This is a genomic window from Pseudaquabacterium inlustre (assembly GCF_038066595.1).
Lineage (GTDB): Bacteria > Pseudomonadota > Gammaproteobacteria > Burkholderiales > Burkholderiaceae_C > Pseudaquabacterium > Pseudaquabacterium inlustre.
On record NZ_JBBUTH010000003.1, the window covers coordinates 558,962 to 584,344 of the forward strand.

At 68.2% G+C, this 25,383-nt stretch carries 21 protein-coding genes; 10 read left to right on the forward strand and 11 right to left on the reverse strand.

Features of this window, described 5'->3' with window-relative positions:
* Positions 1–4 precede the first annotated feature (4 nt).
* The 4 genes from AACH10_RS07770 to AACH10_RS07785 form a co-directional block, all read right to left on the reverse strand.
* A complete protein-coding gene (locus AACH10_RS07770) occupies positions 5–2,746 on the reverse strand; it encodes a DUF4962 domain-containing protein (RefSeq protein WP_341409800.1) in 2,742 nt (913 codons plus the stop codon).
* A 227-nt stretch (positions 2,747–2,973) separates the two neighbouring features.
* The gene (gene ccoG, locus AACH10_RS07775; protein WP_341409801.1) at positions 2,974–4,416 is read right to left on the reverse strand and encodes a cytochrome c oxidase accessory protein CcoG; all 1,443 of its coding nucleotides are present in this window, start codon (positions 4,414–4,416) and stop codon (positions 2,974–2,976) included.
* A gap of 12 nt (positions 4,417–4,428) precedes the next feature.
* Positions 4,429–5,688 carry an NnrS family protein gene (locus AACH10_RS07780; RefSeq protein WP_341409802.1) on the reverse strand — a complete coding sequence of 420 codons (1,260 nt, stop codon included), beginning with the start codon at positions 5,686–5,688 and terminating at the stop codon, positions 4,429–4,431.
* 10 nt (positions 5,689–5,698) lie between these two features.
* The gene (locus tag AACH10_RS07785) at positions 5,699–6,157 is read right to left on the reverse strand and encodes an RrF2 family transcriptional regulator (RefSeq protein ID WP_423228572.1); all 459 of its coding nucleotides are present in this window, start codon (positions 6,155–6,157) and stop codon (positions 5,699–5,701) included.
* Between the two features lie 79 nt (positions 6,158–6,236).
* On the opposite strand from AACH10_RS07785, the gene AACH10_RS07790 reads away from it, so the two are divergent.
* Together AACH10_RS07790 and cysQ are read left to right on the forward strand one after the other, a co-directional pair.
* Entirely contained in the window at positions 6,237–7,418 is a 1,182-nt protein-coding gene (locus AACH10_RS07790) for an HPP family protein (protein WP_423228573.1), read from the forward strand.
* A 26-nt stretch (positions 7,419–7,444) separates the two neighbouring features.
* Positions 7,445–8,236 carry a 3'(2'),5'-bisphosphate nucleotidase CysQ gene (gene cysQ, locus AACH10_RS07795; RefSeq protein WP_341409804.1) on the forward strand — a complete coding sequence of 264 codons (792 nt, stop codon included), beginning with the start codon at positions 7,445–7,447 and terminating at the stop codon, positions 8,234–8,236.
* A 13-nt stretch (positions 8,237–8,249) separates the two neighbouring features.
* Here cysQ and wecB read toward each other — a convergent pair whose 3' ends face one another.
* The 7 genes from wecB to AACH10_RS07830 form a co-directional block, all read right to left on the reverse strand.
* Positions 8,250–9,374 carry a non-hydrolyzing UDP-N-acetylglucosamine 2-epimerase gene (wecB, locus tag AACH10_RS07800; RefSeq protein WP_341409805.1) on the reverse strand — a complete coding sequence of 375 codons (1,125 nt, stop codon included), beginning with the start codon at positions 9,372–9,374 and terminating at the stop codon, positions 8,250–8,252.
* A gap of 28 nt (positions 9,375–9,402) precedes the next feature.
* Positions 9,403–10,287, reverse strand: coding sequence for a glucose-1-phosphate thymidylyltransferase RfbA (gene rfbA, locus AACH10_RS07805; protein WP_341409806.1), 885 nt, complete (start codon positions 10,285–10,287; stop codon positions 9,403–9,405).
* A 24-nt stretch (positions 10,288–10,311) separates the two neighbouring features.
* A complete protein-coding gene (gene rfbB / locus AACH10_RS07810) occupies positions 10,312–11,373 on the reverse strand; it encodes a dTDP-glucose 4,6-dehydratase (protein ID WP_341409807.1) in 1,062 nt (353 codons plus the stop codon).
* 136 nt (positions 11,374–11,509) lie between these two features.
* Complete coding sequence (locus AACH10_RS07815) at positions 11,510–12,967, reverse strand: mannose-1-phosphate guanylyltransferase/mannose-6-phosphate isomerase (RefSeq protein WP_341409808.1); 1,458 nt, start codon at positions 12,965–12,967, stop codon at positions 11,510–11,512.
* 8 nt (positions 12,968–12,975) lie between these two features.
* Positions 12,976–13,995 carry a UDP-glucose 4-epimerase GalE gene (gene galE, locus AACH10_RS07820; protein WP_341409809.1) on the reverse strand — a complete coding sequence of 340 codons (1,020 nt, stop codon included), beginning with the start codon at positions 13,993–13,995 and terminating at the stop codon, positions 12,976–12,978.
* Between the two features lie 12 nt (positions 13,996–14,007).
* Positions 14,008–15,279 carry a porin family protein gene (locus AACH10_RS07825; RefSeq protein ID WP_341409810.1) on the reverse strand — a complete coding sequence of 424 codons (1,272 nt, stop codon included), beginning with the start codon at positions 15,277–15,279 and terminating at the stop codon, positions 14,008–14,010.
* A gap of 46 nt (positions 15,280–15,325) precedes the next feature.
* A complete protein-coding gene (locus AACH10_RS07830) occupies positions 15,326–16,717 on the reverse strand; it encodes an undecaprenyl-phosphate glucose phosphotransferase (protein ID WP_341409811.1) in 1,392 nt (463 codons plus the stop codon).
* Between the two features lie 167 nt (positions 16,718–16,884).
* On the opposite strand from AACH10_RS07830, the gene AACH10_RS07835 reads away from it, so the two are divergent.
* The 8 genes from AACH10_RS07835 (at position 16,885) to nudB (ending at position 25,371) form a co-directional block, all read left to right on the forward strand.
* Complete coding sequence (locus AACH10_RS07835; protein WP_341409812.1) at positions 16,885–17,403, forward strand: hypothetical protein; 519 nt, start codon at positions 16,885–16,887, stop codon at positions 17,401–17,403.
* Between the two features lie 86 nt (positions 17,404–17,489).
* Positions 17,490–19,055, forward strand: coding sequence for a ubiquinone biosynthesis regulatory protein kinase UbiB (gene ubiB / locus AACH10_RS07840; protein WP_341409813.1), 1,566 nt, complete (start codon positions 17,490–17,492; stop codon positions 19,053–19,055).
* A gap of 115 nt (positions 19,056–19,170) precedes the next feature.
* The gene (locus AACH10_RS07845; protein ID WP_341409814.1) at positions 19,171–20,634 is read left to right on the forward strand and encodes a high affinity choline transporter 1; all 1,464 of its coding nucleotides are present in this window, start codon (positions 19,171–19,173) and stop codon (positions 20,632–20,634) included.
* 97 nt (positions 20,635–20,731) lie between these two features.
* Positions 20,732–21,058, forward strand: coding sequence for an FmdB family zinc ribbon protein (locus AACH10_RS07850; RefSeq protein WP_341409815.1), 327 nt, complete (start codon positions 20,732–20,734; stop codon positions 21,056–21,058).
* A gap of 33 nt (positions 21,059–21,091) precedes the next feature.
* On the forward strand, positions 21,092–21,742 hold the full coding sequence (locus AACH10_RS07855) for a DUF502 domain-containing protein (protein ID WP_341409816.1): 651 nt from the start codon (positions 21,092–21,094) through the stop codon (positions 21,740–21,742).
* 138 nt (positions 21,743–21,880) lie between these two features.
* Positions 21,881–23,671 (forward strand): aspartate--tRNA ligase, encoded by a 1,791-nt coding sequence (gene aspS, locus AACH10_RS07860; RefSeq protein WP_341409817.1) that lies wholly within the window; start codon positions 21,881–21,883, stop codon positions 23,669–23,671.
* Between the two features lie 93 nt (positions 23,672–23,764).
* Positions 23,765–24,886, forward strand: a complete 1,122-nt coding sequence (locus tag AACH10_RS07865) for a 3-deoxy-7-phosphoheptulonate synthase (protein ID WP_341409818.1) — start codon at positions 23,765–23,767, stop codon at positions 24,884–24,886.
* A gap of 8 nt (positions 24,887–24,894) precedes the next feature.
* Positions 24,895–25,371: a dihydroneopterin triphosphate diphosphatase gene (nudB, locus tag AACH10_RS07870; RefSeq protein WP_341409819.1), complete on the forward strand. Its 477-nt coding sequence runs from the start codon at positions 24,895–24,897 to the stop codon at positions 25,369–25,371.
* The last annotated feature ends 12 nt before the right edge of the window (positions 25,372–25,383 follow it).

Below are 25,383 nucleotides of genomic sequence, written 5' to 3' on the forward strand. Positions count from 1 at the left end.
TCACTCAAGGCACGGTGACGCTTCGGCCGTCGAAGATGGCGTCCACGCCATTGTTGATGTTGACAGACACTGCAGCAGCACCCGTGAAGGTGACCTTCACGGGTGTTGCGGAGCAGTCTTCCCGGATCACCGTGACGGCGACGAGTTCGTTGCTTCTGGTGGTGACGGCAAAGCGGGCATGGTATTGATCGGCAGCGCCGTTCTCCGGTGCAATGTCGAAACCCTTGGACAGGGCAAAGCTCCCGGCTGGACCGTAAACTGCGATGCAAGCCGAAGAGGCGCCATTGACTACGCTCACGGAACCACCGGTGCCGCTCGCAAAGCTGGCGGGGGCGTGAAAGTTCAATTCCCAGCGCCGCGCCGAGTCACTCTTGGCATAGTCGTACACCACCAGAACTCGGCTGCTTCGGTTGTAGGCCACGGTGCGCACAGCGCTCTTCAGCAAGGCTGTCCAGGCGTAAGTTGATGGGTCATAGCTGCGATACGCGAGGGTGGCGTCGCCAGTGGCAACGGCCCACAGACCTGTGTCAGCTTGATTGACCAACTTGCCCCGGGCGTCGCGTGATTGCACCGGTGATCCGGGTAGCTTGGGCACGCCGCTAGCGATCTCGGCCTGGCCAATCCCACCATCAAAGGTGAGAGCGTTTTTGTAGCGAGTGGCGCGCGTTACTGCGGCATGGTGGGGCGACAGCCAATAGGGGTAGTAGCCCGAACTGATCAGGAGATCTTTGCCCTTCGAAATCAGCGTGAAGGAATTCTGATCTGCGAAGGAGTGCGCCCAGTCGCCGAACTCGCTTGAACGGAAGGCCACGCTGCTGCGGTCTGATCGCGAGGTATCGGAATGGATGGCTGCAACCCCAGCGTCGTCGAAGACCCAAGAACGATCTACGGGCGCCGACGAAACCGTTGTACCCAGACCCTGAAGCATGAGCAACCAGGGGCTCATGTAGTACTTGGCCGTCGCAGTGGAGGCGCCTGCTTTCCAGTACCAGTTGTGGATTGGCGTGCCAGTTTGCTGGGCATACAGCCGGAACTGATTGAAGGCGTAGTTGGTGTAGTGGGTGGTGGTTTCCGTGTCATCGCCAAATGGGCTGCGATGCGTTCCGCCCGGTGCAGTGAACGCCAGCAAGAAGTCGCCGAGCTTGGCGACTGACGGATGCTTGGCAAGATTCAGGCCGGTCACGGCTTGCGTGGCTGCCATGGCTTCTGCAAGGTGTCCGATCCGATACCAAGCGTAGGCAACACCGTTGCCGAAGCCACCGTCGTCAGCGCCCCACATGTTTGCCGATCCAAGCAGGATGTCCCAGGTCTTGGCCAGCCACGCAGTACTGTTGGTGAAACCTTCAGTACCAGCAGTCAGCATCAGCGCCTGCAGCACGTTCCAGACAAGCACGTCAACATGCGAATCAAAGGGGCTGGCATCGAGACTGTCAAACCTGGCCATCGCTTGGGAAATGCGGTCTGACAGCGATGACACGATCTGCTGCACCTGCACGGCTGTCAGGTCGGCTTTGAACAGGTCCAGAGCTGTTGCCAACGCCAGATAGATGGCGCGATTGCCGTAGTCGAAATTGCTCTCGCTGGTGACGCCGCTGGGCGACCAACCGGCGAGATTCAATGCCCGTGTGATGCCCGCGTCGCGGAATCGGACATCTCCAGTGAAGCGATAGGCGAAGGCCAGCGCTTCGACATATCGAGTCTCGGCATCGCAGGTCTTGCGCAGCGCGTCCATGCTGACCTTGGACGTGATCGTGAAAGAGTCGTAACTGAAGCCTGTAAGTCCGGCGACTTGAGGCAACGGCGTGACGACGGCCGTTTCGGCCATGGCAATCAAGTTCTTGTAACCAGTGGCGAGGTCGCCGGCCAGGGCCGACGCCTTCAAGGCGGCGAAGGTCGCGCCAGATGGCAGTGCTCTGGGGTGTCCCCGCGCGGCGGCTTTCGCGGCCACCGTGACGCCGGCCGGAAAGACCACGACCGGGGTTGTCGCTTCGACCGTGAAACGTCGCGCACTGCTGGCCACCAGCTTGCCGGACTTGTTTGTGTAGGAGACCGTCCATTCATAGTCGCCGGCCGGCAGTGCCTGGTTCGGCATCAAGCGCGGTGTGTTGGGCGACGCGCTCAGCGCGGCCACGCCGGTTTTCCGATTGCGAACCGAGAGCGTCCATGGTGACAACGCATCCTTGTCGTTCGGTTGGCGCCAGGAAAACACCGGCGGATTGCTTGCAACCTTCAGACAGTCGCGTGGCAAGAGGCGACGGTTATTCCAGGTGTTTCCATCGATGAAGTCGCTGTAGACACCTGGGGTGCATCCGGCCGCGTTCCGGGTGCGAATGCCCGATCCATCCAGTGTGGTCAGTGCAGTCACGACAGCTTGGGCCGACGACACAGACTCTGGCTGCGATGCTTGCAGCGCGGCCACCTGCTCCAGGGGTGCGCTTGTCTCCTGCGTCGATGCGATCGAAGTCGCGCCTGTGCTGTCGGTCACGGTGGATGCCGCTGGCTCAGCAAGGGTAACCGTGCCCAGTGATGTGGCAATCACTGCATCCGTAGCTCCGTCGATTGAATTCATGCCGACAGCGGTTGGCATGGTGACGGTCTCCGGTACGCTGGCAACTGTGTCAACCGGCGCAGCTGCAACTTTGGAGCTTTCTGCCGAAGTGCTGCTGTTGGTGTCGCCGCCGGCGTCCCCGCCCCCTCCGCCACAAGCGCTTATCAACGCACAGAGCAGGATGAAGGAAGCAGTCACGGTGTACCTGCTGTGTTGGAGCGTGTGAGCCATGGACGAAAGATTTCAGGAACCGAAAGGAGGGGCTTGGCAGGGATATCCCTCTGCTTTTTCGGTGCCCTATCAATCGAACTAAGCAACTTTACGCGGGCTTGTGCGACGAACTTGTTACTGGCCGTTGGTTGCGGGTCAAGAGCGCGGCCTTTCAGCGGCGGTGCGCAAGGCGACAAGACACATTAGGACGACGCTCACCTCGGCACAAAAAAAACTGACCGCTCATGTACCTGCGCATCGCCCGCATCCCGGATGTCGAAGCGGATCGGGTGGCTCTGGCCGCGCAGGCCGGCGGTGGCGGGCTGCGGCAGTGTCAGGTGCACGGTGACGGCGGCGGTCTGTTGCGGTGGCACGTCCAGGCCCTCGGCCGGGCTCAATGCCAGGCCGGCCAGGCCGCTGGCGGCCAGCCGGTAGCGCTGCGGCTGGCTGCCGCCGTTGGTGATGCTGATGCGGTAGGTGTTCTCCACCGCGCCGTCGTCCACCAGCCGGGCCAGCGCACTGCGGTCCTTGATCACTTCCACGCGGAACGGGCTGCGCAGCGCCAGGCTGGCGACGAAGGCGCCGCCCACCGCCAGCAGGATCGTGCCGTAGATCAGCACCCGCGGACGCAAGGCCCGGCGCAGCATCTGGCCGCGGCTGAGGTGGCGGGCCACGCCGTTCTCGGTGGCGTAGCGGATCAGGCCGTGCGGGCTGCCCATCTTGTCCATCACCTGGTTGCACACGTCGATGCAGGCGGCGCAGCCGATGCATTCGTTCTGCAGGCCGTTGCGGATGTCGATGCCGGTGGGGCACACCTGCACGCACAGCGTGCAGTCCACGCAGTCGCCCAGGCCCTGCGCGCGCGCATCGGTGTGGCGCTTGCGTGAGCCGCGGGGATCACCCCGCTGCGCGTCATACGTGATGATCATCGAGTCGGCATCGATCATCGCGCTCTGGAAGCGGGCGTAGGGGCACATGTACTTGCAGATCTGCTCGCGCATGAAGCCTGCGTTGCCGTAGGTGGCGGCGCCATAGAACAGCACCCAGAACAGCGACCAGGGTGAGACGCTGAACGTGGCCAGCTCCACCGCCAGCGTGCGGATGGGCACGAAGTAGCCCACGAAGCTGAAGCCGGTGTACAGCCCGATGGCCGCCCACGCGGCGTGCTTGGCGCTCTTGCGCCACAGCTTGGGCCAGCCCCAGGGTTGCTTGTCCAGGCGCATGCGGGCCAGGCGGTCGCCTTCGATGCGGTGCTCCACCCACATGAAGATCTCGGTGTAGACGGTCTGCGGGCAGGCGTAGCCGCACCACAGCCGCCCGGCCACGGCGGTGAAGAAGAACAGCGCCATGGCGCTGATCACCAGCAGGGCGGTGAGGTAGATGAAGTCCTGCGGGTACAGCACCAGGCCCAGCACGTCGAAGCGCCGCGCTTCCAGGTCGAACAGCATCAGGGGCCGGCCGTTCCAGCTGGCCCAGGGCAGGCCGTAGAAGATGATCTGGGTGAGCCACACCAGCGTCCAGCGCCAGCGGTTGAACCAGCCCGAGACGGCACGCGGGTAGATCTTGGCCTGGGCCTCGTACATCGAGACCAGCGCGGGTTCGGCGGCGGCCGGTGCCGGCACGGGCACCGGCTGGATCGGAATCGTCTTCTGGGTCATGGAGGCAGAGGGTCAGCCCGGCCGGCCGTCGGCGCGGGCGCGGGTGAGCCAGGGAGCGTAGTGCAGCGCATACAGGCCGAAGGCCGCGCTCCACAGCAGGGCCGAGAGCAGTATGGCGGTGGCATGTGACGCCGGCCAGGCCAGGGGCAGCAGCACACGCACCAGGCCGGCGGCGATGACCAGCCCGTAGCAGGCCACGTCGCAACGGTCGGCCTGCAGCGGGCGGCCGGTGTGGCCACGCGCGGTGCGGGTCATCATGCCCAGGCACAGCGCGCCCACGGCGCCCACGGTGAGTGCGTGCGTGGCCGGGCTGGCCGGCAGCCAGCCCATGGCCGCCGCGGCGCGCAGCAGCAGGTGCAGCGGAATGAAGGCATAGGCGGCATGCAGCACCCACACCAGCGGATTGCCGCGTGTGGCGCCGGGGTGCCAGTGCCACAGCCGCAAGCCGTGCACCACGGCACCGCCCAGCGCGGCCAGCGCCAGCAGCACGGCCAGTGCCGGTGCCGCGGGTGGCCACAGGGTGCCCAGCACCGGGCCCAGCGCATCCAGCGCCAGCAGCACCAGCGGCGTGGCGATGGCCAGTTGCTCCAGCCACGGCAGGCGTTGCGCATCGGCACCCGGCACGCCGTTGTTGGTGAACATGGGCACCACGCGGCCGGCCATCACGGCCATGATCAGCAGCAGCACGTCCAGCCCGGCTTGCAGGCCGGCGCTCTGCCACGCCACGCCGGGTGCGGCCAGCCAGCCCAGTTGCACCGCATGCACCAGGCCGGCGGCCGCGCTGAACAGCGCCAGCAGCGCCACGAAGAAATAGTTGCGCCGGTTGCCCCCGGCATGCAGCGCGCGGCCCAGGCCCCAGGCAGCCACCAGCGGAAAGGCCACATTGGCCAGCGCAGCCGCCAGCGTCCAGGGCGTGAGCACCAGCACGCGCGCGGCCAGCCACAGCGCCGCCACGGCCATCAGCGTGCGGCCCTTGGGCGTGGGCTGACCGCTCCAGTTCTGACCCGCGGTGAACAGGAAGCCGGTCACCACCGCCAGCGCAAAGCCGAACAGCATCTCGTGCGCGTGCCACACCGGCCCGCGCAGGTAGGCGTGCTGCAGCCAGCCGGTGGCCTGCAGTGCCCACAGCGGCACGCTCAGGGCCGCCAGCAGTGCCGCGGCCAGGTAGAACGGCCGGAAGCCCAACGCCCACAGCGCGAAGGCCGGCGGCGTGCCAGGGGCCGGGCGGCGCGAGGGCAGCACGGGTTCGGCGATCGGGATCAGTGTGGCCATGGGGCCTCGGTCAAAGGGCTGCGGTGCGCTGCAGCAGCGCGGTCAGGGCCTTGGGCTGCGTGACCAGGTCGGCCAGCGTGACGCCATCGAGCACGGCGTGGAAGGCTTGCGTGGCCTCGCGCAGCACGCGCTGCAGGCGGCAAACCTTCACGATGGTGCAGGTGTTGTGCGCGCGGTCGAAGCACTCGGCCGGCAGGTCGCCGCCCTCGGCCGCGCGCACCACGGCCCCGATGCCGATGTCTTGCGGCGGCAGCGCCAGGCCCATGCCACCGCCCTTGCCGCGTACCGTGGCCACCCAGCCCTGTTTGCCCAGGAAGTGCACCACCTTGGTCAGGTGGTTCTCGCTGATGCCGTAGGCGGTGGCGATCTCGGCAATGGTGGCCCGCCGCTCGGGCTGTGCGGCCAGGTAGATCAGCACGCGCAGGCTGTAGTCGGTGAAGCTGGTGAGGCGCACGGCTTGAAGGTGCATTTATGATGCATCTATTTTAGGTGCGTCGGCTGTTGAAAGCAATATTTCAGATGCATCTTCAAAATGGACGCAGATCCGGATGAGCGAGACAAGCCCTTCACCTGTTCCGCCAGCGATTGGGCCGCGCTGGCGCTGGCCGGCGCCGTTGGCCATCGACCGGCGCGAGCGGCTGCGCGCTGCGGTGGGTGTGGCCGTGGGCTTGATGGTGGCTGGCGCCCTCTCGCGGTGGCTGCAAGGGCCGTGGGCCGGGCAAGCCGCCGGTGCATGGCTGGTGGCGCCGCTGGGCGCCAGCGCGGTGCTGGTGTTCGTGCTGCCGGCCAGCCCGCTGGCCCAGCCGTGGCCCGTGGTGGGTGGCAACCTGGTCAGTGCGCTGGCGGGCCTTGCGGTGATGTCGCTGGGTGGCCAGCACCTGTGGCCGCCACTGGCGGTGGCTTTGGCGGCCGGCCTGGGTGTGGCGGCGATGATGGCCGCACGCTGCCTGCACCCGCCGGGCGGCGGCACGGCCGCGCTGATGGTGCTGGCCGGCGTGAGCGACTGGCGCTTCGCGCTGTTTCCGGTGGCGACCAATGTGCTGCTGCTGGTGGCCGCCGGCGTGGCCTACAACCGCGCCACCGGCCGGGCCTATCCTCACCCTGACCGGCCGGCGCCAGCCGCTGCCCATGCGGACGAGCCGCCGGTGCGCTTCAGCGAGGCCGACATCGACCGCGCGCTGGCCCGCTACAACCAGGTGCTGGATGTGCCACGCGATGACCTGCGCGCGCTGCTGGAGGCGGCCGAGACCGAGTCCTTGCGGCGCCGCATGGGCGAGCTGCGCTGCCGCGACATCATGTCGCACGACGTGCGGACGGTGAGCTACGGTACCGCGTTGCAGGACGCTTGGGCGCTGCTGCGGCAGCATCGCATCAAGGCCCTGCCGGTGGTGGAGCGCAGTGGGCGCCTGGTGGGCATCGTCACGCAGGCCGACTTTCTGCGCGGGGCCGATCTGGATGTGCTGAAGGGCTTCGACGAGCGTCTGCGCCAGCTGATCCGCGCCACGCCGGGCAGCCACAGCGACAAGCCCGAGGTCGTGGGCCAGATCATGACCCGCCAGGTGCGCGTGACCCGCGACCACCGCAGCCTGGCCGAGATGCTGCCGCTGTTCTCGGCCACCGGCCACCACCACATCCCGGTGCTGGGCGAGGGGGATCGGCTGGTCGGCATCCTCACCCAGACCGATCTGGTGCGGGCACTGGGGCGCGAGCAGGGGCTGACATCCGGCTGAAGCCTGCCTGCCGTTACGATGGCCCGATGACGGACACGACCCATCTGCTGCCAGCCCTCGAGGCCCTCACGCGCGAAGCCGGTCGCGTGGTCATGGCCATCTACGCCACGCCCTTCGAGGTTCAGGGCAAGGCCGACGCGTCACCGGTGACGCTGGCCGACCAGCAGGCCGAGCAGGTGATCACCGAGGGGCTGCGCGCGTTGACACCCGACCTGCCCATCGTGGCCGAGGAGGCCATGGCCGCCGGTGCCAGCCCCGACCTGGCGGCCGGTGGCGGGCGTTTCTGGCTGGTTGACCCATTGGACGGCACCAGGGAGTTCGTGCAGCGCAACGGCGAGTTCACCGTCAACATCGCGTTGATCGAGCGCGGCGTGCCGGTGCTGGGCGTGGTGCTGGCGCCGGCGCTCGACGAGGGGCGCGGCCGCTTGTGGAGCGGCGTGGTGGGGCAGGGCGCCTGGGTGAGCGATGCGCAGGGCCGGCGCACCATGGCTTGCCGGGCCGTGCCCGAGCCCGGGCTCACCGTGCTGGGCAGCCGATCGCATGGCGATGCGGCCGCGCTGGATGCCTATCTCGCCGGCCGGCAGGTGGCCGAGGTGAAGGCGGCCGGCTCGTCGCTGAAGCTGTGCCTGATCGCCGAAGGCTGTGCCGATCTGTACCCGCGCTTCGGCCGCACGATGGAATGGGACATCGCCGCCGGCCACGCCGTGCTGGCGGCCGCCGGCGGCCGGGTGTGCACGCTGGAGGGTGCGCCGCTGGCCTACGGCAAGCCGGGCTTCGAGAACCCGCACTTCGTGGCCGAGGGCGGCGCCGCGGCCTGAGCCGCAAACGAACTCAGGCGGCGCCCAGCAGCCGCGCCAGATCGTTGGCGATGCGCACGGCGGCGTCGCCGTCCCACAGGTGCGGGCGCCGGCCCTGCTTGCCGCGGCCTTCGATCACCTCGATGGCGGCAGCCACGATCTTCTCGGGCGAGATGCCCACCAGCACATTGGTGCCTTCGTCCACGGTGACCGGGCGTTCGGTGTTCTCGCGCATGGTGACGCACGGCACGCCCAGGGCCGTGGTTTCCTCCTGCAGGCCGCCGGAATCGGTGAGCACCACCGTGGCGTCCTTCCACAGGTTCAGGAAGCTCATGTAGGGCTGGGGCGACATCAGGTGGATGTTCGGCCCCAGTTCCAGGCCCAGCTTCTCCAGGTTGCCGCGGGTGCGCGGGTGCACCGGAAACACCAGCGGCAACTGCTCCGACACCTTCTTCAGCGCGCCGGCGATCGGGCCCAGCACGGCCAGGTCATCGACGTTGGACGGGCGGTGCATGGTGACCACGCCGTAGCGGCTGCCCAGCTGGGCCTTGATGGCCTGGGTTTCGTAGCCGCTGCGGTCCAGGCCCTCGATCTGCCGCGCCTGGTACATCACGTTGTCGACCATCACATGGCCGACGTAGAAGATGCGCGCGTCGGGATGGCCTTCGCGCTTCAGATGCGCCACGCCGCTGGGCTCGGTGACGAAGAACCAGTCGCTGATCGAATCGGTGACCAGGCGATTGATCTCCTCGGGCATGGCCATGTCGCCGCTGCGCAGGCCGGCCTCCACATGGGCCACCGGGATGCCGGCCTTCTTGGCCACGATGGCGCAGGCCAGCGTGGAATTGACGTCGCCCACCACCACCACGGCGTCGGGACGGTCGTCGGCGCAATGCTTCTCGAAGGCTTCCATGATGCGCGCCGTCTGCGAGGCATGGCTGCCGCCGCCGCAGTTGAAGTGCACGTCGGGCGCCGGGATGCCGAGTTCCTCGAAGAACACATCGCTCATGTTGCGGTCGAAGTGCTGGCCGGTGTGCACGATCTTCCAGGCCAGGCGGCCATCGGCCTGCAGCGCTCGCACCATGGGTGCGATCTTCATGAAGTTGGGGCGGGCCCCGGCAACGATGTGAACGCAGGGGCGGCGTTGGGCGTCGGTCATGGTGGGGTTATCGGCGAGGGCGGTCAATTCAAAAGGCCTTGTCGCGCAGCAGTCGCTGCAGGTACTGGCCGTAGCCGTTCTTGGCCAGCGGTGCGGCCAGTGCTTCCAACTGCTCGGCAGTGATCCAGCCCTGGCGGAAGGCGATCTCTTCCGGGCAGGCCACTTTCAGGCCCTGGCGCTTTTCCAGCGTGGCGATGAACTGGCCGGCTTCCAGCAGGCTGTCGTGCGTGCCGGTGTCCAGCCAGGCGTAGCCACGGCCCATGATTTCCACCTCCAGCTGGTTCTGCTGCAGGTAGGTGGCGTTGACGGTGGTGATCTCCAGCTCGCCGCGCGCGCTGGGCTGGATGCTGGCCGCGATGTCGCAGACCTGCTCGTCGTAGAAGTACAGGCCGGTGACGGCGTAGTTGCTCTTCGGAGCCTTGGGTTTCTCTTCGATGCTCAGTGCGTGCTTGTGGGCATCGAACTCCACCACGCCATAACGCTCGGGATCGGTCACGTGGTAGGCGAACACGCTCGCGCCGGCGCTGCGCTCGTCGGCCCGCTGCAACAGGGTCTGGAAGTCGTGGCCGTAGAAGATGTTGTCGCCCAGCACCAGCGCGCTGGGCTGGCCGTTGACGAACTGCCTGCCCAGGATGAAGGCTTGCGCCAGGCCATCGGGGCTGGGCTGCACGCAGTAGCTGAGGTTCAGGCCCCACTTGCTGCCGTCTCCCAGCAGGGATTCGAAGCGCGGCGTGTCCTGCGGGGTGCTGATGATCAGGATGTCGCGCATGCCGGCCAGCATCAGTGTGCTGAGCGGGTAGTACACCATCGGCTTGTCGTAGACCGGCAGCAGTTGCTTGCTGATGGCCAAGGTGGCCGGGTGCAGCCGGGTGCCGGAGCCGCCGGCCAGGATGATGCCCTTGCGCGTCTTCATGCTCTGTTCTCCCTGGTGGCGCGGTCAGGCGCCGTACTGCTGGTTCACCCAGTCGCGGTAGCTGCCGCTCTGCACATCGGCCACCCACTGCGGGTTGTCGAGGTACCACTGCACCGTCTTGCGGATGCCCGTGGCAAAGGTCTCGGCCGGGCGCCAGCCCAGTTCACGCTCGATCTTGCGCGCGTCGATGGCATAGCGGCGGTCATGTCCGGGCCGGTCGGTCACGTAGGTGATCAGGCGGGCGTAGGGTCCGGCGGCGTCGGGGCGCAGTTCGTCGAGCAGACCGCACACCGTCTTGACGATGTCGATGTTGGCCATCTCGTTCCAGCCGCCGATGTTGTAGGTCTCGCCCAGGCGGCCAGCGGCCAGCACGGCGCGGATGCCGCTGCAATGGTCCTTCACGTACAGCCAGTCGCGGATCTGCTGGCCGTCGCCATACACCGGCAGCGGCTTGCCCGCGAGGGCGTTGACGATCATCAGCGGGATGAGCTTCTCGGGGAAGTGCAGCGGCCCGTAGTTGTTGCTGCAGTTGGTGGTGAGCACCGGCAGGCCGTAGGTGTGGTGCCAGGCGCGCACCAGGTGGTCGCTGGCGGCCTTGCTGGCGCTGTAGGGGCTGTTGGGCTCGTACGGGTTGGTCTCGGCGAACGGCGGATCCGATGGCTTCAGGCTGCCGTAGACCTCGTCGGTGGACACATGGTGGAAGCGGAACGCGGCCTTGGCTTCGCCCTGCAGGCCGCCCCAGTAGGCGCGTGCGGCCTCCAGCAGCGTGAAGGTGCCATCCACATTGGTCTTCATGAAGGCACCGGGGCCGTGGATGCTGCGGTCCACATGGCTCTCGGCCGCGAAATGCACGATGGCGCGCGGCTGATGCGTGGCCAGCAACTGGTCGATCAGCGCGCGGTCGCAGATGTCACCGTGTACGAAGACATGCCGCGCATCGCCGGCCAGCGGCGCCAGGTTGGCGCGGTTGCCGGCATAGGTGAGGGCGTCGAGGTTGACGACGCCTTCAGCGGCCGGGTCGGCCAGCCAGTCCAGCACGAAGTTGCTGCCGATGAAGCCGGCGCCGCCGGTGACGAGGATGGTCATTCAGAGCTCCGTGAGCTGCTCAGTGCAGATTGTTGTCTCGATGCAGGCAACCCAGCGGCCACCGTGGATCGGGCTTGGCCCGGCCACTGGTGGCGCCCCCTTGAGGGGGAGGCGCCGAAGGCGCTTCGGGGGTGGGTCAACTCCGGCCGTAGGTGTCCTCGAAGCGCACGATGTCGTCTTCGCCGAGGTAGCTGCCCGACTGCACCTCGATGATTTCCAGCGGCACCTTGCCGGGATTGGCCAGGCGGTGGGTCTGGCCCAGCGGGATGTAGGTGCTCTGGTTCTCGCTCAGCAGCAGCACCTTGTCGCCGTTGGTGATCTCGGCCGTGCCCGACACCACGATCCAGTGCTCGGCGCGGTGGTGGTGCATCTGCAGGCTCAAACTGGCACCCGGCTTGACCATGATGCGCTTGACCTGGTGCCGCGGGCCGTTGTCGATGCTGTCATACCAGCCCCAGGGGCGGTGCACCTTGCGGTGCAGCACCTGCTCGCCACGCTGCTCGGCGCCGAGCTGGTTGACGATCTGCTTGACCTCCTGGCTGCGTGCGCGGTCGGCCACCAGCACGGCATCGGGCGTCTCCACCACGATCACGTCCTTCAGGCCCACGGCGCTGACCAGGCGGCTGGTGGCATGCACCAGGGTGTTGCTGGAGTCCTTGACGATGGCGTCGCCGATGCTGGCATTGCCCTTGTCATCCTTGGGTGCCACCTGCCACACGGCATCCCAGGCGCCCAGATCGTTCCAGCCGGCGTCCAGTGCCACCATGCGGATGTCGAAGGCGCTGCCGGGGCACTGCTCCATCACGGCGTAGTCCACCGACTCGCTGGGCACGGCGGCGAACTCGGCCTTGCCGGGCCGCACGAACTTGGCATCGGTGCTGCGCGCGGCCCAGGCGGTGCGGGTGGCGGTGGCGATGTCGGGGCGGAACTGCGCCAGCGCCGTCAGCCACACCGATGCCTTCAGCACGAACATGCCGGCGTTCCAGAAGTAACCGCCTTCGGCCAGGTAGCGCTGGGCGGTGGCCAGGTCGGGCTTCTCGACGAAGCGCTGCACGGCCACCGCACCGGCGCCCCCGGCGCTGGCGCCGGCCTGGATGTAGCCGTAGCCCGTCTCGGGCTTGTCGGGCGTGATGCCCAGGATGACGATCGCGCCCTGATCGGCCGCACGCACGGCCTCGCGCACGGCGGCGGTGAAGGCGGCGGTGTCGGCAATGGTCTGATCGGCCGAGGTGATCACCAGCACCGGGTCGCCACCAGCCTCGGCGGCCTGCAGCGCGGCCAGCGTGACGGCCGGCGCGGTGTTGCGTCCCACCGGCTCCAGCAGCACGGCGCTCGGCTCGGCCTTCAGTTCACGCAACTGGTCCAGCACCAGGAAGCGGTGTTCGTCATTGCCCACCACCAGCGTGTCGGCCACGGCCAGACCGTCGGTGGCCAGGCCCTGCAGACGCTGCACGGCATGCTGGAACAGGCTCATGCGGTCGTCGGGATCGCCCGACAACACCAGGAACTGCTTGGGAAAGCCCGCGCGCGACAGCGGCCACAGGCGGGTGCCGGAACCGCCGGCCATGATCACGGGTTGGACTTGGATGCTCATGTCGATGCTCACGCTTGGGTGAAGCCTTGGGGGTTCAGCGTCTGCCAGCGCCAGCTGTCGGCGCACATGCGGTCGAGGTCATGCCGGGCCTGCCAGCCCAGCAGTTGCCGGGCCAGCGCGGGATCGGCATAGCAGGACGCCACGTCGCCCGGCCGGCGGGCCACGATGTCGTAGGGGATCTCGCGGCCGCTGGCCTTGGCGTAGGCGGCCACCAGTTCCAGCACGCTGTAGCCGCGGCCGGTGCCCAGGTTCACGGTCAGCGATCCAGGCTGGTTCAGCAGGCGCTGCAGCGCCGCGACATGGCCGTCGGCCAGGTCGACCACGTGGATGTAGTCGCGCACACCGGTGCCGTCGGGTGTGGCGTAGTCGTTGCCAAACACGCTCAGCCGCGCGCGCCGACCCACGGCCACCTGGGCCACGTAGGGCATCAGGTTGTTGGGCGTGCCGCGCGGGTCTTCGCCGATCAGGCCGGACTCGTGGGCGCCCACCGGGTTGAAGTAGCGCAGGCAGGCGGTCTGCCAGGCCGCATCCGACGCGCCCAGGTCGCGCAGGATGGCTTCGCCGATCAGCTTGGTCTGGCCGTAAGGGTTGGTGGCCGACAGCGGGAAGTCTTCGCGGATCGGCAGGCTGGCCGGGTCGCCATACACCGTGGCGCTGCTGGAGAACACCATGCGCTGGCAGCCGTGGGCGCGCATGGCCTGGCAGGTGGTGACCAGGCCGCCGAGGTTGTTGCCGTAGTAGTCCAGCGGCTTGGCGGTGGATTCGCCCACGGCCTTGAAGGCCGCGAAATGCACCACGGCGTCGGGGCGGTGGCGGGCAAAGATGCCGGCCATGGCCGCCGCGTCGCAGACGCTGGCCTGTTCGAACACGGGGGCCTGGCCCGACAGGCGCTGCAGCCGGTTCAGCACCTCGGGCGAGCTGTTGGAAAAGTCGTCGACACCGACGACCTCGAAGCCGGCGGCTTGCAGCGCCAGCCAGGTGTGGCTGGCGATGTAGCCGGTGGCGCCGGTGAGCAGGATGCGGGACATGGGTGTTGGGCCTTACTGCAGGGTGGCCTGGCCGTAGCAGCTGACGCTGGTGCTGCCGTACGACCAGCTCAGGCTGCTGTTGGCATGGCGGTTGTCGACGTTGAGGTCGCAGCCCAGCAGCGCCCAGCGCACCGGCGCCCAGCGGGCGCCCAGGGCCAGGGTGTCGGTGTCGTCACCGCCGGCTGCCTTCGACAGGACGGTGCTGTTGAGGATCCGGGTATCGACCAGGCTGCGGTGGGCGCGGCCGATCGACGCGTTCAGCGCCACCTTGGCCGACAAATCGTAGGCGGCGCTGAACTGCAGCGCCGTGGTGGTGCGCCCGTAGTCCACCACGCCCTGGCCGAAGATGCCCAGGTTGTAGACGTCGGCGCTCTGCCCGTTGTCGCGCGAGAGCTTGCTGGACAGGCGCAGCTTGCCGCCGGGCTGCCAGTCCCAGCGCACGAGACCGGTCAGCCCGGACAGGTTGCGCGCGGTGTCGCGGTCGTAGCGGGTGCGCGTGGGGCTCACGCGCACGGACAGGTCGGTGGCGCCGCTGGGCGTCCAGCGGGCCGACAGGTCCAGGTCGGTGCGGCGGTAGGTGTCGGGGTCATACGCCCCGCTGCCGTCGGCCGCCGGAAAGTGCGGGTAGCGGCCGTTCGTCAGCCGCAGCGCCGCACCCAGTTGCAGCGCCGGGCTGCTGCGCCAGCGTACGCCCAGTGAGCCGTAGGTCTGGCGGCTGTCGTAGGCGTCGTAGCGGCTGGCCGAATATTCGCGGCTGCGGTAGCCGGCGCCGGCCTCCAGCGTCAGCCGGGTCACGGTGCCCAGGCGGGCCGTGGCGTCCAGCTGGTTGGCGCGCACCACATTGCGCAGCGCGATGAGCTGGTTGCTGCTGTCGCGGCTGTTGAACTGCGCCAGGTTCTGGTCCGACGCCACGCTCAGGCGGCCGGACAGGCGGTTCGCCGTTTCCCAGTCGAGCGCCGCGTTCAGGCCATAGCCGCTGTTGTTCAGGTGACTGTTGTTCTGGTAACGGCTGTTACGAATGGATGCCGTGGCACCCAGGTGCTGGCGTCCCCATTGCTGGTCCAGGCCACCCAGCAGCGAGGTGGTGGCCACCGTGTCGGCCTTGCTGTAGGGCGTGGTCAGCGTTTCGCTGCTGGCGATGCGGTAGAGGTTGGACTCGTGCGCCAGCGCCTGCGAGGCGCCGAGGTACCAGGGGCTGGTCTCGGCCAGCACCGGCTGCCAGGCGGCACTGGCCAGCAGCAGCGCCAGCGTGGGGCGGGACAGGTGCGGTCGAAGGGAGGTCATCGGCGGGTGTCCTGGTACAGGGGTGGGCAAGCCCAGACGGGCTCGCTCAATAGGCATTGCTTTCGCCACGCAAGGTCTTGATCGTGCGCAGGATGATCACCAGGTCCAGACCCAGCGACCAGTTGCGCATGTATTCGAGGTCGTACTCCACGCGGGCCTGCATCTTCTCGATGGTGTCGGTTTCGCCGCGGTGGCCGTTGACCTGGGCCCAGCCGGTGATGCCCGGCTTGACCTTGTGGCGCACCATGTAGGCCTTGATCAGTTCGCGGTACATCTCGTTGTGGGCCACGGCATGCGGCCGCGGGCCCACGATGCTCATGCGACCCTGCAGCACGTTGATGAACTGCGGCAACTCGTCCAGCGAGGTCTTGCGGATGAAGGCGCCGAAGGGCGTGATGCGCGGATCACCCTTGGTGGCCTGCTTGACCACCGGCCCGTTGTCCTCGGCACGCATGGAGCGGAACTTGTAGACGATGATCTCTTCACCATCCAGCCCGTTGCGCCGCTGCCTGAAGATCACCGGCCCGGGCGAACTCAGCTTCACCCCGATGGCCACCGCCAGCATGATCGGCGAGATCAGCACCAGGATCAGGCAGGCCAGCACGATGTCGCTGAGCCGCTTGATCAGCCGGTTGGTGCCGGTGAAGGGGGTTTCGGTCAGGCCCACCATCGGCACGCCGCCCACATCCTGCAGGCGGCCCTGGATGATACTGATGCCGAACACGTCGGGCACGAAATAGATCGAGGCCGTGGTGCCCTGCAGGGCCTGCAGCAACTCGATGATGCGCGGCTGCGAGCCCAGCGGCAGCGTGATGTAGACGTCCTTCACGCCATGGGTGCGGATGTAGGGGGCTGCGTCGGCCAGGCCGCCCAGGCGCCGGCCTTCCGCGTCGGCGTGCACGCGACCCTGGGTGCGGTCGTCGAAGAAGCCCATCACGTCGATGCCCTGGATCGCGGCGGACTGCACCGAGCGCGCCACCTTCACGCCCAGGGCGCCGGCGCCGATCACCACTGCCGCGCGGCGGTTGGCCGGCTGGCCCGACTGGTGGCGCAGCACCAGGTGGCCCGCCCGCACGGCCAGCAATTGCAGCAGTGGCGTGATCACCGCCCAGAACACCAGCACATCGCGGTCGAAATACTCCAGGCTGCGCGTGCCGTAGCCGAAGGCCGCCAGGATGGCCAGCAGCGTGATCCACGAACTCAGGATGCCCACGGCGGCGTTCGACAGCCGGTCGCCGAAGCGGTTGATGCCGGGCCAGGTGAGTGCGATCACCAGGAAGCACAGGGTCAGGTCCGCGCGGCCGATCGGCTCGCCCTCCCAGGCCATCGCGGCCAGGTACACCAGCACCGTGATCGCCGGCTCCAGCAGGGTGGCGATCAGGCTGGTGACCGAGGGCGGGGCGGTGCTGAAACTGCGCTGGCTTCTGGAGTCGAACATCCGGGAGAGGGTGGGGCGGCGGCCGCCTCAGGTGGCGGCCCGCAATGAGCAAGATGGCGACGCTACCGCATTGTGCAGCGGCCCAAACCCGCGATTCTGGTCGATATTCGTGACCGTTCCGGCACCTGTGCGCAGGTCCGGGTGGGTGATTGCCTACAATCTCCCTAATGCTGCAAAACCTCAACGCACTGCTGGCGCCGGCGCTCATGGAGCGCCTGGTGCTGGTCGTCAACCATGTGCTGTCGCGCGAGCCCCAGGCGGTCGCGCGGCTGTTGCCGCACCAGGGCCGCGTGCTGCGGCTGGAACTGCTGCAGTTGCCGCGGCTGCTCCAGCCCGCGCCGCCGCTGGCCTTCCGGGTCACGCCGGCCGGCTTGGTGGAGTGGTGCCGCGAGCCGGTGGAGGCCGATCTGCGTGTGCGCATGGACGCCGCCAACCCGGCCGCGCTGGCGCTGCAGATGGTGGGTGGCGGCATGCCGTCACTCGACATCGATGGCGATGCCCAGTTGGCCACCGACGTCGACTGGTTGCTGAAAAACCTGCGCTGGGACGTGGCCGACGACCTGCAGCGCCTGTTCGGCCCGGTCGCCGCGCAGGAGGTCCACCGCGTGGGCAGCCTGCTGGCCCGTGGCCTGCGTGCGGCGCTGCAGGGCGCTGCCGTGGTGGCCGGGCGCATGCGCTCACGCTGATGCGGCGCCGGCCGACCTTCTGAACTGCGGCCGGGAACCGGCCGGAGCATCCGGGCCTCCAAGCGGGCCACTCGAAAGCGCTGTGCATGGGTCACTTCTTCCGTCTGGTCTACATCGGACTGACCGTCCTGCGGTTCGGCCTGGACGAGGTGGCCCTGTCGGGCTTCCGCCAGGGCTGGGTGCGGGTGCTGCTGCGCGTGGCCACCATCGGCCGTCGCAGCCGTCTGGATGCGCCGCGTGGCGCGCGGCTGCGCATGGCGCTGGAGCGGCTGGGGCCGATCTTCGTGAAGTTCGGCCAGGTGCTCAGCACGCGGCGCGACCTGATGCCGCCCGACATCGCCGACGAACTGGCGCGGCTGCAGGACCGCGTGCCGCCTTTCCCGGGCGAGCAGGCCGTGGCCCTGGTCGAGAAGGCGTTCGGGCGCAGGCTCGACGAGGTGTTCGCGCAGTTCGACACCACGCCGGTGGCCAGCGCCTCGATCGCCCAGGTGCACTTCGCCACGCTGCGCAATGCCGACGGTTCGCCCGGCCGCGAGGTGGCCGTGAAGGTGCTGCGCCCGGGCATGCTCGATGTCATCGAGCATGACCTCGGCCTGCTGTACTCGCTGGCCCGGGTGGTCGAGCGTGTGTGGGCCGACGGCAAGCGGCTGAAGCCCAAGGAGGTGGTGGCCGAGTTCGACACCTACCTGCACGACGAGCTCGACCTGGTGCGCGAAGCCGCCAACGCCGCCCAGCTGCGCCGCAACATGCAGGGCCTGGATCTGGTGCTGGTGCCCGAGATGGTGTGGGACTTCTGCACGCCCACCGTGATGGTGATGGAGCGCATGGACGGTGTGCCGATCAGCCAGATCGGCCGCCTGCGCGAGGCGGGGGTGGACATCAAGAAGCTGGCGCGCGACGGCGTCACGATCTTCTTCACCCAGGTGTTCCGCGATGGCTTCTTCCACGCCGACATGCACCCGGGCAACATCCAGGTCAGCATCGACCGCAAGAGCTTCGGCCGCTACATCGCGCTCGATTTCGGCATCGTCGGCACGCTGACCGACTGGGACAAGGAATACCTGGCGCAGAACTTCCTGGCCTTCTTCCGCCGCGACTACAAGCGCGTGGCCGAACTGCACGTGGAAAGCGGCTGGGTGCCGCCGACCACCCGGGTGGATGCGCTGGAAAGCGCCATCCGTGCCGTGTGCGAGCCGCACTTCGACCGGCCGCTGAAGGACATCTCGCTGGGCCAGGTGCTGATGCGCCTGTTCCAGACCAGCCGCCGCTTCAATGTCGAGATCCAGCCGCAGCTGGTGCTGCTGCAGAAGACGCTGCTGAACATCGAGGGCCTGGGCCGCCAGCTCGACCCCGAGCTGGACCTGTGGAACACCGCCAAGCCCTTCCTCGAGACCTGGATGCAGCGCCAGGTGGGCTGGCCGGCCCTGGTGGAGCGGCTGAAGAACGAGGCGCCGCGCTACGCCCAGTTGCTGCCCGAGCTGCCGCGCCTGATGCACCAGGCGCTGCTGCGCGGGCGCGAGGCCGATCCGGCCGTGCTGGCCCTGGTGGCCGAGCAGCGGCGCACCAACCGGCTGCTGCAGGCGCTGCTGTACGGGGCCATCGGTTTCGTGGCCGGGGCGCTGGTGGCCCAGGTGCTGCTGCGCTGGCACTAGGCGCGCCGCGCCCGGTGCTGGCACTGTTCATGCAGGGCATTTGCACCGGGGCCAGCGTGGCCGCTGATAATCCCGCGCGATTCATCCGCCCGTCACCGCCGTTCCACCGACCCGCATGAACACCACCCTGATCGTCTTCGTCGTGCTCTACCTGCTGGGCACCCTGGGCCTCGGCATGTGGGCCGGCACGCGCATCAAGAATTCCACCGACTTCGCGATCGCCGGGCGCAGCCTGCCGCTGATCATGGTGATCACCACCACCTTCGCCACTTGGTTCGGGGCCGAGACGGTGATGGGCATCCCGGCCAAGTTCGTACAGGGCGGCCTGAACGCCATCGTCGAGGACCCGTTCGGCGCCGGCACCTGTCTGATCCTGGTGGGCCTGTTCTTCGCCAGCAAGCTCTACCGGATGAACCTGCTGACGATCGGCGACTTTTACCGCCACCGCTACGGCAAGGGCATCGAGGTGTTCTGCTCGGCGGCCATCATCCTCAGCTACCTGGGCTGGGTGGCGGCGCAGATCACCGCGCTGGGCCTGGTGTTCAGCGTGCTGACCAACGGCGCGATGAGCGAGACCGCCGGCATGATCGTCGGCACGCTGGCGGTGCTGATCTATGTGGTGGTGGGCGGCTTCCTGGCCGTGGCCTGGACCGACTTCATCCAGATGATCGTGCTGGTGGTGGGCATGAGCGTGATCGCCGTGTTCTCGGCCGATCTGGCGGGCGGTGCCGGCGTGGTGTTCGACAAGATCGCCTCGCAGGACCTGTGGCGCTTCCTGCCCGAGCCGAGCTTCAAGGATGTGGCCTTCTTCATCGGCGCGGCGGTCACGATGATGCTGGGCAGCATCCCGCAGCAGGACGTCTACCAGCGCGTGATGTCGGCCAAGGACGCCAACACCGCCCGCAATGGCGCGGTGATCGGCGGTGCCAGCTACATCCTGTTCGCCTTCGTGCCGATGTTCGTGGTGGCCAGCGCGGTGGTGGTGATGGGCGAGCAGGCCATGACCATCGCCAAGGAGGACTACCAGCGCCTGCTGCCCACCTTCGTGATGAGCAAGATGCCGCTGGTGATGCAGATCCTGTTCTTCGGCGCGCTGCTGTCGGCGATCAAGAGCACCTCGTCGGCCACGCTGCTGGCGCCGTCGACCAGCTTCGTCGAGAACATCCTGAAGAACCTGCGCCCGCACATGGGTGACAAGCAGCAGCTGCGCGCGATGCGTTTTTCCATCGTGGCCTTCGCCGGCCTGGTACTGGCCTACGCCATCGCGATGAAGGGCACGCCGATCTACGACCTGGTGTCCTCGGCCTACCAGGTGACGCTGGTGGCGGCCTTCGTGCCGCTGGTCTTCGGCCTGTACTGGAAGCGCGCCACGACGCAGGGCGCCATCTTCTCGGTGGTGGCCGGCCTCGCGGTGTGGATCGCGTGTTTCCCGCAGGTCAGCCCGATCGGCGAGCAGTTCCCCGGCCAGCTGGCCGGCCTGCTGGCGGCGGTGGCTGGCATGCTGCTGGGCTCGCTGGCGCCGCAGTGGCTGCGCAACCGCCATGAGGCCGATCACCATGTCAAGGGCTTGAACTCCTGAGCCTCGACCCCAGCTGCGCGTTCGGGCGGGGCGCATGGCGGCGGCGCCGTCAGGGCGCGCCCCTTATACTTTCACGTTTTGCGTCAAGGGTTTAGCCATGCCGATCTACGCCTATCGCTGCGGTGCCTGCGGCCACGCGAAGGACGTGCTGCAGAAGATTTCCGACCCCGTGCTGACCACCTGCCCGGCCTGCGGGGCCGAGGCCTTCAGCAAGCAGGTCACGGCCGCCGGTTTCCAGCTCAAGGGATCGGGCTGGTACGTCACCGACTTCAAGGGCGGTGGCAGCAACAGCGGCACCTCGGCGCCTGCCACGGGTGCGGCCGCCGGCACGGCAGCCGCTGCCACAGGCGGCGAATCGAAGGCCGAATCCACGTCCAGCGCCTCGCCGGCGGCGGGCTGTGGCGGCTCCTGCGCCTGCCATTGACGCGCGCCTGACCTCCAACCCACCTCGTCCACCGTGAAAAAGTACGTCATCGCCGGGCTGCTCGTCTGGCTGCCGCTGGCCATCACCGTCTGGGTGCTGCTGTGGCTGCTGGGCCTGATGGACGGCGTGTTCCTGTCGCTGCTTTCGGTGGGCCAGGTGGTGCTGCCGGCCGGGGCCGATGCCTCGCTGGAGCGCCTGCGCCATGTGCCGGGCCTGAGCGTGGTGGTCATGGTCTCCATGCTGCTGGCCACCGGCGTCTTCGTCACCAACATCTTCGGCCAGTGGTGGGTGCGACAGTGGGACCGGCTGATCAACCGCATCCCGCTGGTCAAGTCGATCTACAGCTCGGTCAAGCAGGTCTCCGACACGCTGTTCTCCAGCAGCGGCAACGCCTTCCGCGAGGCCGTGCTGGTGCAGTACCCGCACCAGGGGTCGTGGACCATCGGTTTCGTCACCGGCAAGCCGGCCAGCGAAGTGGCGGCCCACCTGGACGGCGAGCACATCGGCCTGTATGTGCCGACCACGCCCAACCCCACCTCGGGCTTCTTCCTCATCATGCCCCGCTCGGCCGTGCGCCCGCTGCACATGAGCGTGGACGAGGCGCTGAAGTACATCATCTCGATGGGCGTGGTGGCCCCGCCGCCGCCCGCACCGCCGGCCGCGCCGGTGGCGGCGCGAAATTGACGGGGCCGGGCGCACAGGCGCTGCCCCCGGTCCTGACGGCCCGCTCGCCGGCCGCGTCCTGACGCCAACCCCCCTGCATCCTCGGTGCCCGCGCAGCGCGCCGGCCCGACCCCCGAATCCGCCTGGAGCAAGAACACCATGAGAACCACGTACTGCGGCCTGGTCAGCGAAGCCCTGATGGGCCAGACCGTCACCCTGATGGGCTGGGCCCACCGTCGCCGCGACCACGGCGGCGTCATCTTCATCGACCTGCGCGACCGCGAGGGCCTGGTGCAGATCGTCTGCGACCCTGACCGCGCCGACATGTTCAAGACCGCCGAGGGCGTGCGCAACGAGTTCTGCCTGAAGGTGGTGGGCTTGGTGCGCGCGCGCCCCGAGGGCACGCACAACGCCAACCTGGTGAGCGGCAAGATCGAGGTGCTGTGCCATGAGCTGGAAGTGCTCAACGCCAGCGTCACGCCGCCGTTCCCGCTGGACGACGAGAACCTCAGCGAGACCACGCGCCTGACCCACCGCGTGCTGGACCTGCGCCGCCCGCAGATGCAGAAGAACCTGATGCTGCGCTACCGCGTGGCCATCGAGGTGCGCAAGTTCCTGGACGAGCAGGGCTTCATCGACATCGAGACGCCGATGCTGACCAAGAGCACGCCGGAAGGCGCGCGCGACTACCTGGTGCCCAGCCGCGTGCACGACGGCCAGTTCTTCGCACTGCCGCAGTCGCCGCAGCTGTTCAAGCAGTTGCTGATGGTGGCCGGCTTCGACCGTTACTACCAGATCACCAAGTGCTTCCGCGACGAGGACCTGCGCGCTGACCGCCAGCCCGAGTTCACGCAGATCGACCTGGAAACCAGCTTCCTCACCGAGCACGAGATCCGCGCCATCACCGAGGCCATGATCCGCACCGTGTTCCGCAAGACCATGGGTCTGGAACTGCCGGTGTATGCCGAGATGACCTACGCCGAGGCGATGTTCAAGTACGGCTCGGACAAGCCCGACCTGCGCGTGAAGCTGGAGTTCACCGAGCTCACCGACGTGATGAAGGACGTCGAGTTCAAGGTGTTCAGCACGCCGGCCAACAGCGGCAACGGCCGCGTCGTGGCCCTGCGCGTGCCGGGCGGCGCCGAGATGAGCCGTGGCGAGATCGACGCCTACACCGAGTTCGTCAAGATCTACGGCGCCAAGGGCCTGGCCTGGATCAAGGTCAACGACATGGCCAAGGGCCGCGACGGCCTGCAGAGCCCGATCGTGAAGAACCTCAGTTACGGCGCGCTGGAGCAGACCCTGGCGCGCACCGGTGCGCGCAACGGCGACCTGATCTTCTTCGGTGCCGACAAGGCCAAGGTGGTCAACGACGCCATCGGCGCGCTGCGCCTGAAGGTGGGTCACAGCGAGTTCGGTCGCAACCACGGCCTGTTCGAGGACAAGTGGGCGCCGCTGTGGGTGGTCGACTTCCCGATGTTCGAGCACGACGAGGAAAGCGACCGCTGGGTGGCCGTGCACCACCCGTTCACGGCGCCCAAGGACGGGCACGAGGACTTCATGGTCACCGACCCGGGCAAGTGCGTCGCCAAGGCGTACGACATGGTGCTCAACGGCTGGGAAATCGGCGGTGGCTCGGTGCGTATCCACCGCGCCGACGTGCAGGCCAAGGTGTTCGACGCGCTGAAGATCACGCCGGAAGAGCAGCGCATCAAGTTCGGCTTCCTGCTGGACGCGCTGCAGTACGGCGCGCCCCCGCACGGCGGCCTGGCCTTCGGTCTGGACCGCATCGCCACGCTGATGACCGGCGCCGAGTCCATCCGCGACGTGATCGCCTTCCCGAAGACCCAGCGTGCCCAGTGCCTGCTGACCGGCGCGCCGAGCATGGTCGACGAGAAGCAGCTGCGCGAGCTGCACATCCGCCTGCGCAACCCGACGCCGGCGGCCTGACCGCTGTGGCCCGCGAGATCGGCGGGCCCTGTGACACCATATCGGGCCCGCCGGCACTGCGCCGCGGGCCCGTTTGCTTTCAAAGCCCTTGCCATGACCACCGCCCAACGCCCCGACGTCGACCAGCCGGCCGCCGCACCCGCCGCCACCCACGACACCACGCGCATCGACGACACGCGCATTGCCGCGGTGCGGGCACTGGTGTCGCCGGCCGTGCTGCTGGAGGAGTTGCCGGTCACGCCCGAGGTCGAGGGGCTGGTCGAGCGTACGCGTGCGGCCATCGGCGATGTGCTGCACGGCCGCGACGACCGGCTGGTGGCCGTGGTGGGGCCGTGCTCCATCCACGACCGTGCCGATGCGCTGCACTACGCCCGCCTGCTCGAGCGCCTGGCGGCCGAACTGCGTGACGACCTGCTGATCGTGATGCGCGTGTACTTCGAGAAGCCGCGCACCACCGTGGGCTGGAAGGGCCTGATCAACGATCCGCGCCTGGACGGCAGCTTCCGCATCAACGAGGGCCTGCGCCTGGCGCGCGAGATCCTGCTGGAGATCAGCGCGCTGGGCCTGCCGGCCGGCACCGAGTTCCTCGACCTGCTGACGCCGCAGTACATGAGCGACCTGATCGCCTGGGGCGCCATCGGTGCGCGCACCACCGAGAGCCAGAGCCACCGCCAGCTGGCCTCGGGCCTGAGCTGCCCGGTGGGCTTCAAGAACGGCACCGACGGGGGTGTGCAGGTGGCGGCCGACGCGGTGGTGTCGGCCGCGGCGCCGCACAGCTTCATGGGCATGACCAAGATGGGCGTGGCGGCCATCTTCGAGACGCGCGGCAACGCCGACGGCCACATCATCCTGCGTGGCGGCAGCAAGGCGCCCAACTACGACGCCGCGGCCATCGAGGCGGCCTGCGCCGTGCTGCGCAAGGCCGGCCTGGCCGAGCGCGTGATGGTCGACTGCTCGCATGCCAACTCCGCCAAGCAGCACCGCCGCCAGATCGAGGTGGCCGCCGACATCGGCGCGCAGATCGCCGGTGGCGAGCGGCGCATCATGGGCGTGATGGTCGAAAGCCACCTGCACGAGGGCCGTCAGGACCTGAAGACCGGCACGGCGCCGGCGCCCGGCGTGTCGGTCACCGATGCCTGCATCGGCTGGGACGACACGGTGCCGCTGCTGCGCGGCCTGGCCGAGGCGGTGCGGGCCAGGCGCGCCAGGGGCTGAGTGACGGCATGACCCGGCCGCCCAAGATTCCCGAGAGCGTGCTGGTGGTGATCCACACGCCGGCGCTCGAGGTGCTGCTGATCGAGCGTGCCGACCGCCCCGGCTACTGGCAGAGCGTGACCGGCAGCAAGGACGCGCTGGACGAGCCGCTGCTCAGCACCTGCATCCGCGAGGTGGCCGAGGAAACCGGCATCGTCGTCGGCTCGCCAGATGTGCCGATGGCCGCGCTGCGCGACTGGCAGCTGGCCAATGTCTACGAGATCTATCCGGTGTGGCGCCACCGCTATGCGCCGGGCGTGACGCACAACACCGAGCATGTGTTCGGCCTGACCGTGCCCGCCGGCACGCCGGTGGTGCTGAGCCCGCGCGAGCACCTGCGTCACCAGTGGCTGCCCTGGCGCGAGGCGGCCGACCGCTGCTTCTCGCCCAGCAATGCCGAGGCCATCCTGCACCTGCCGCGCTGGCGGCGGCCGGCCGCCGACTGAACCCGCACGCCG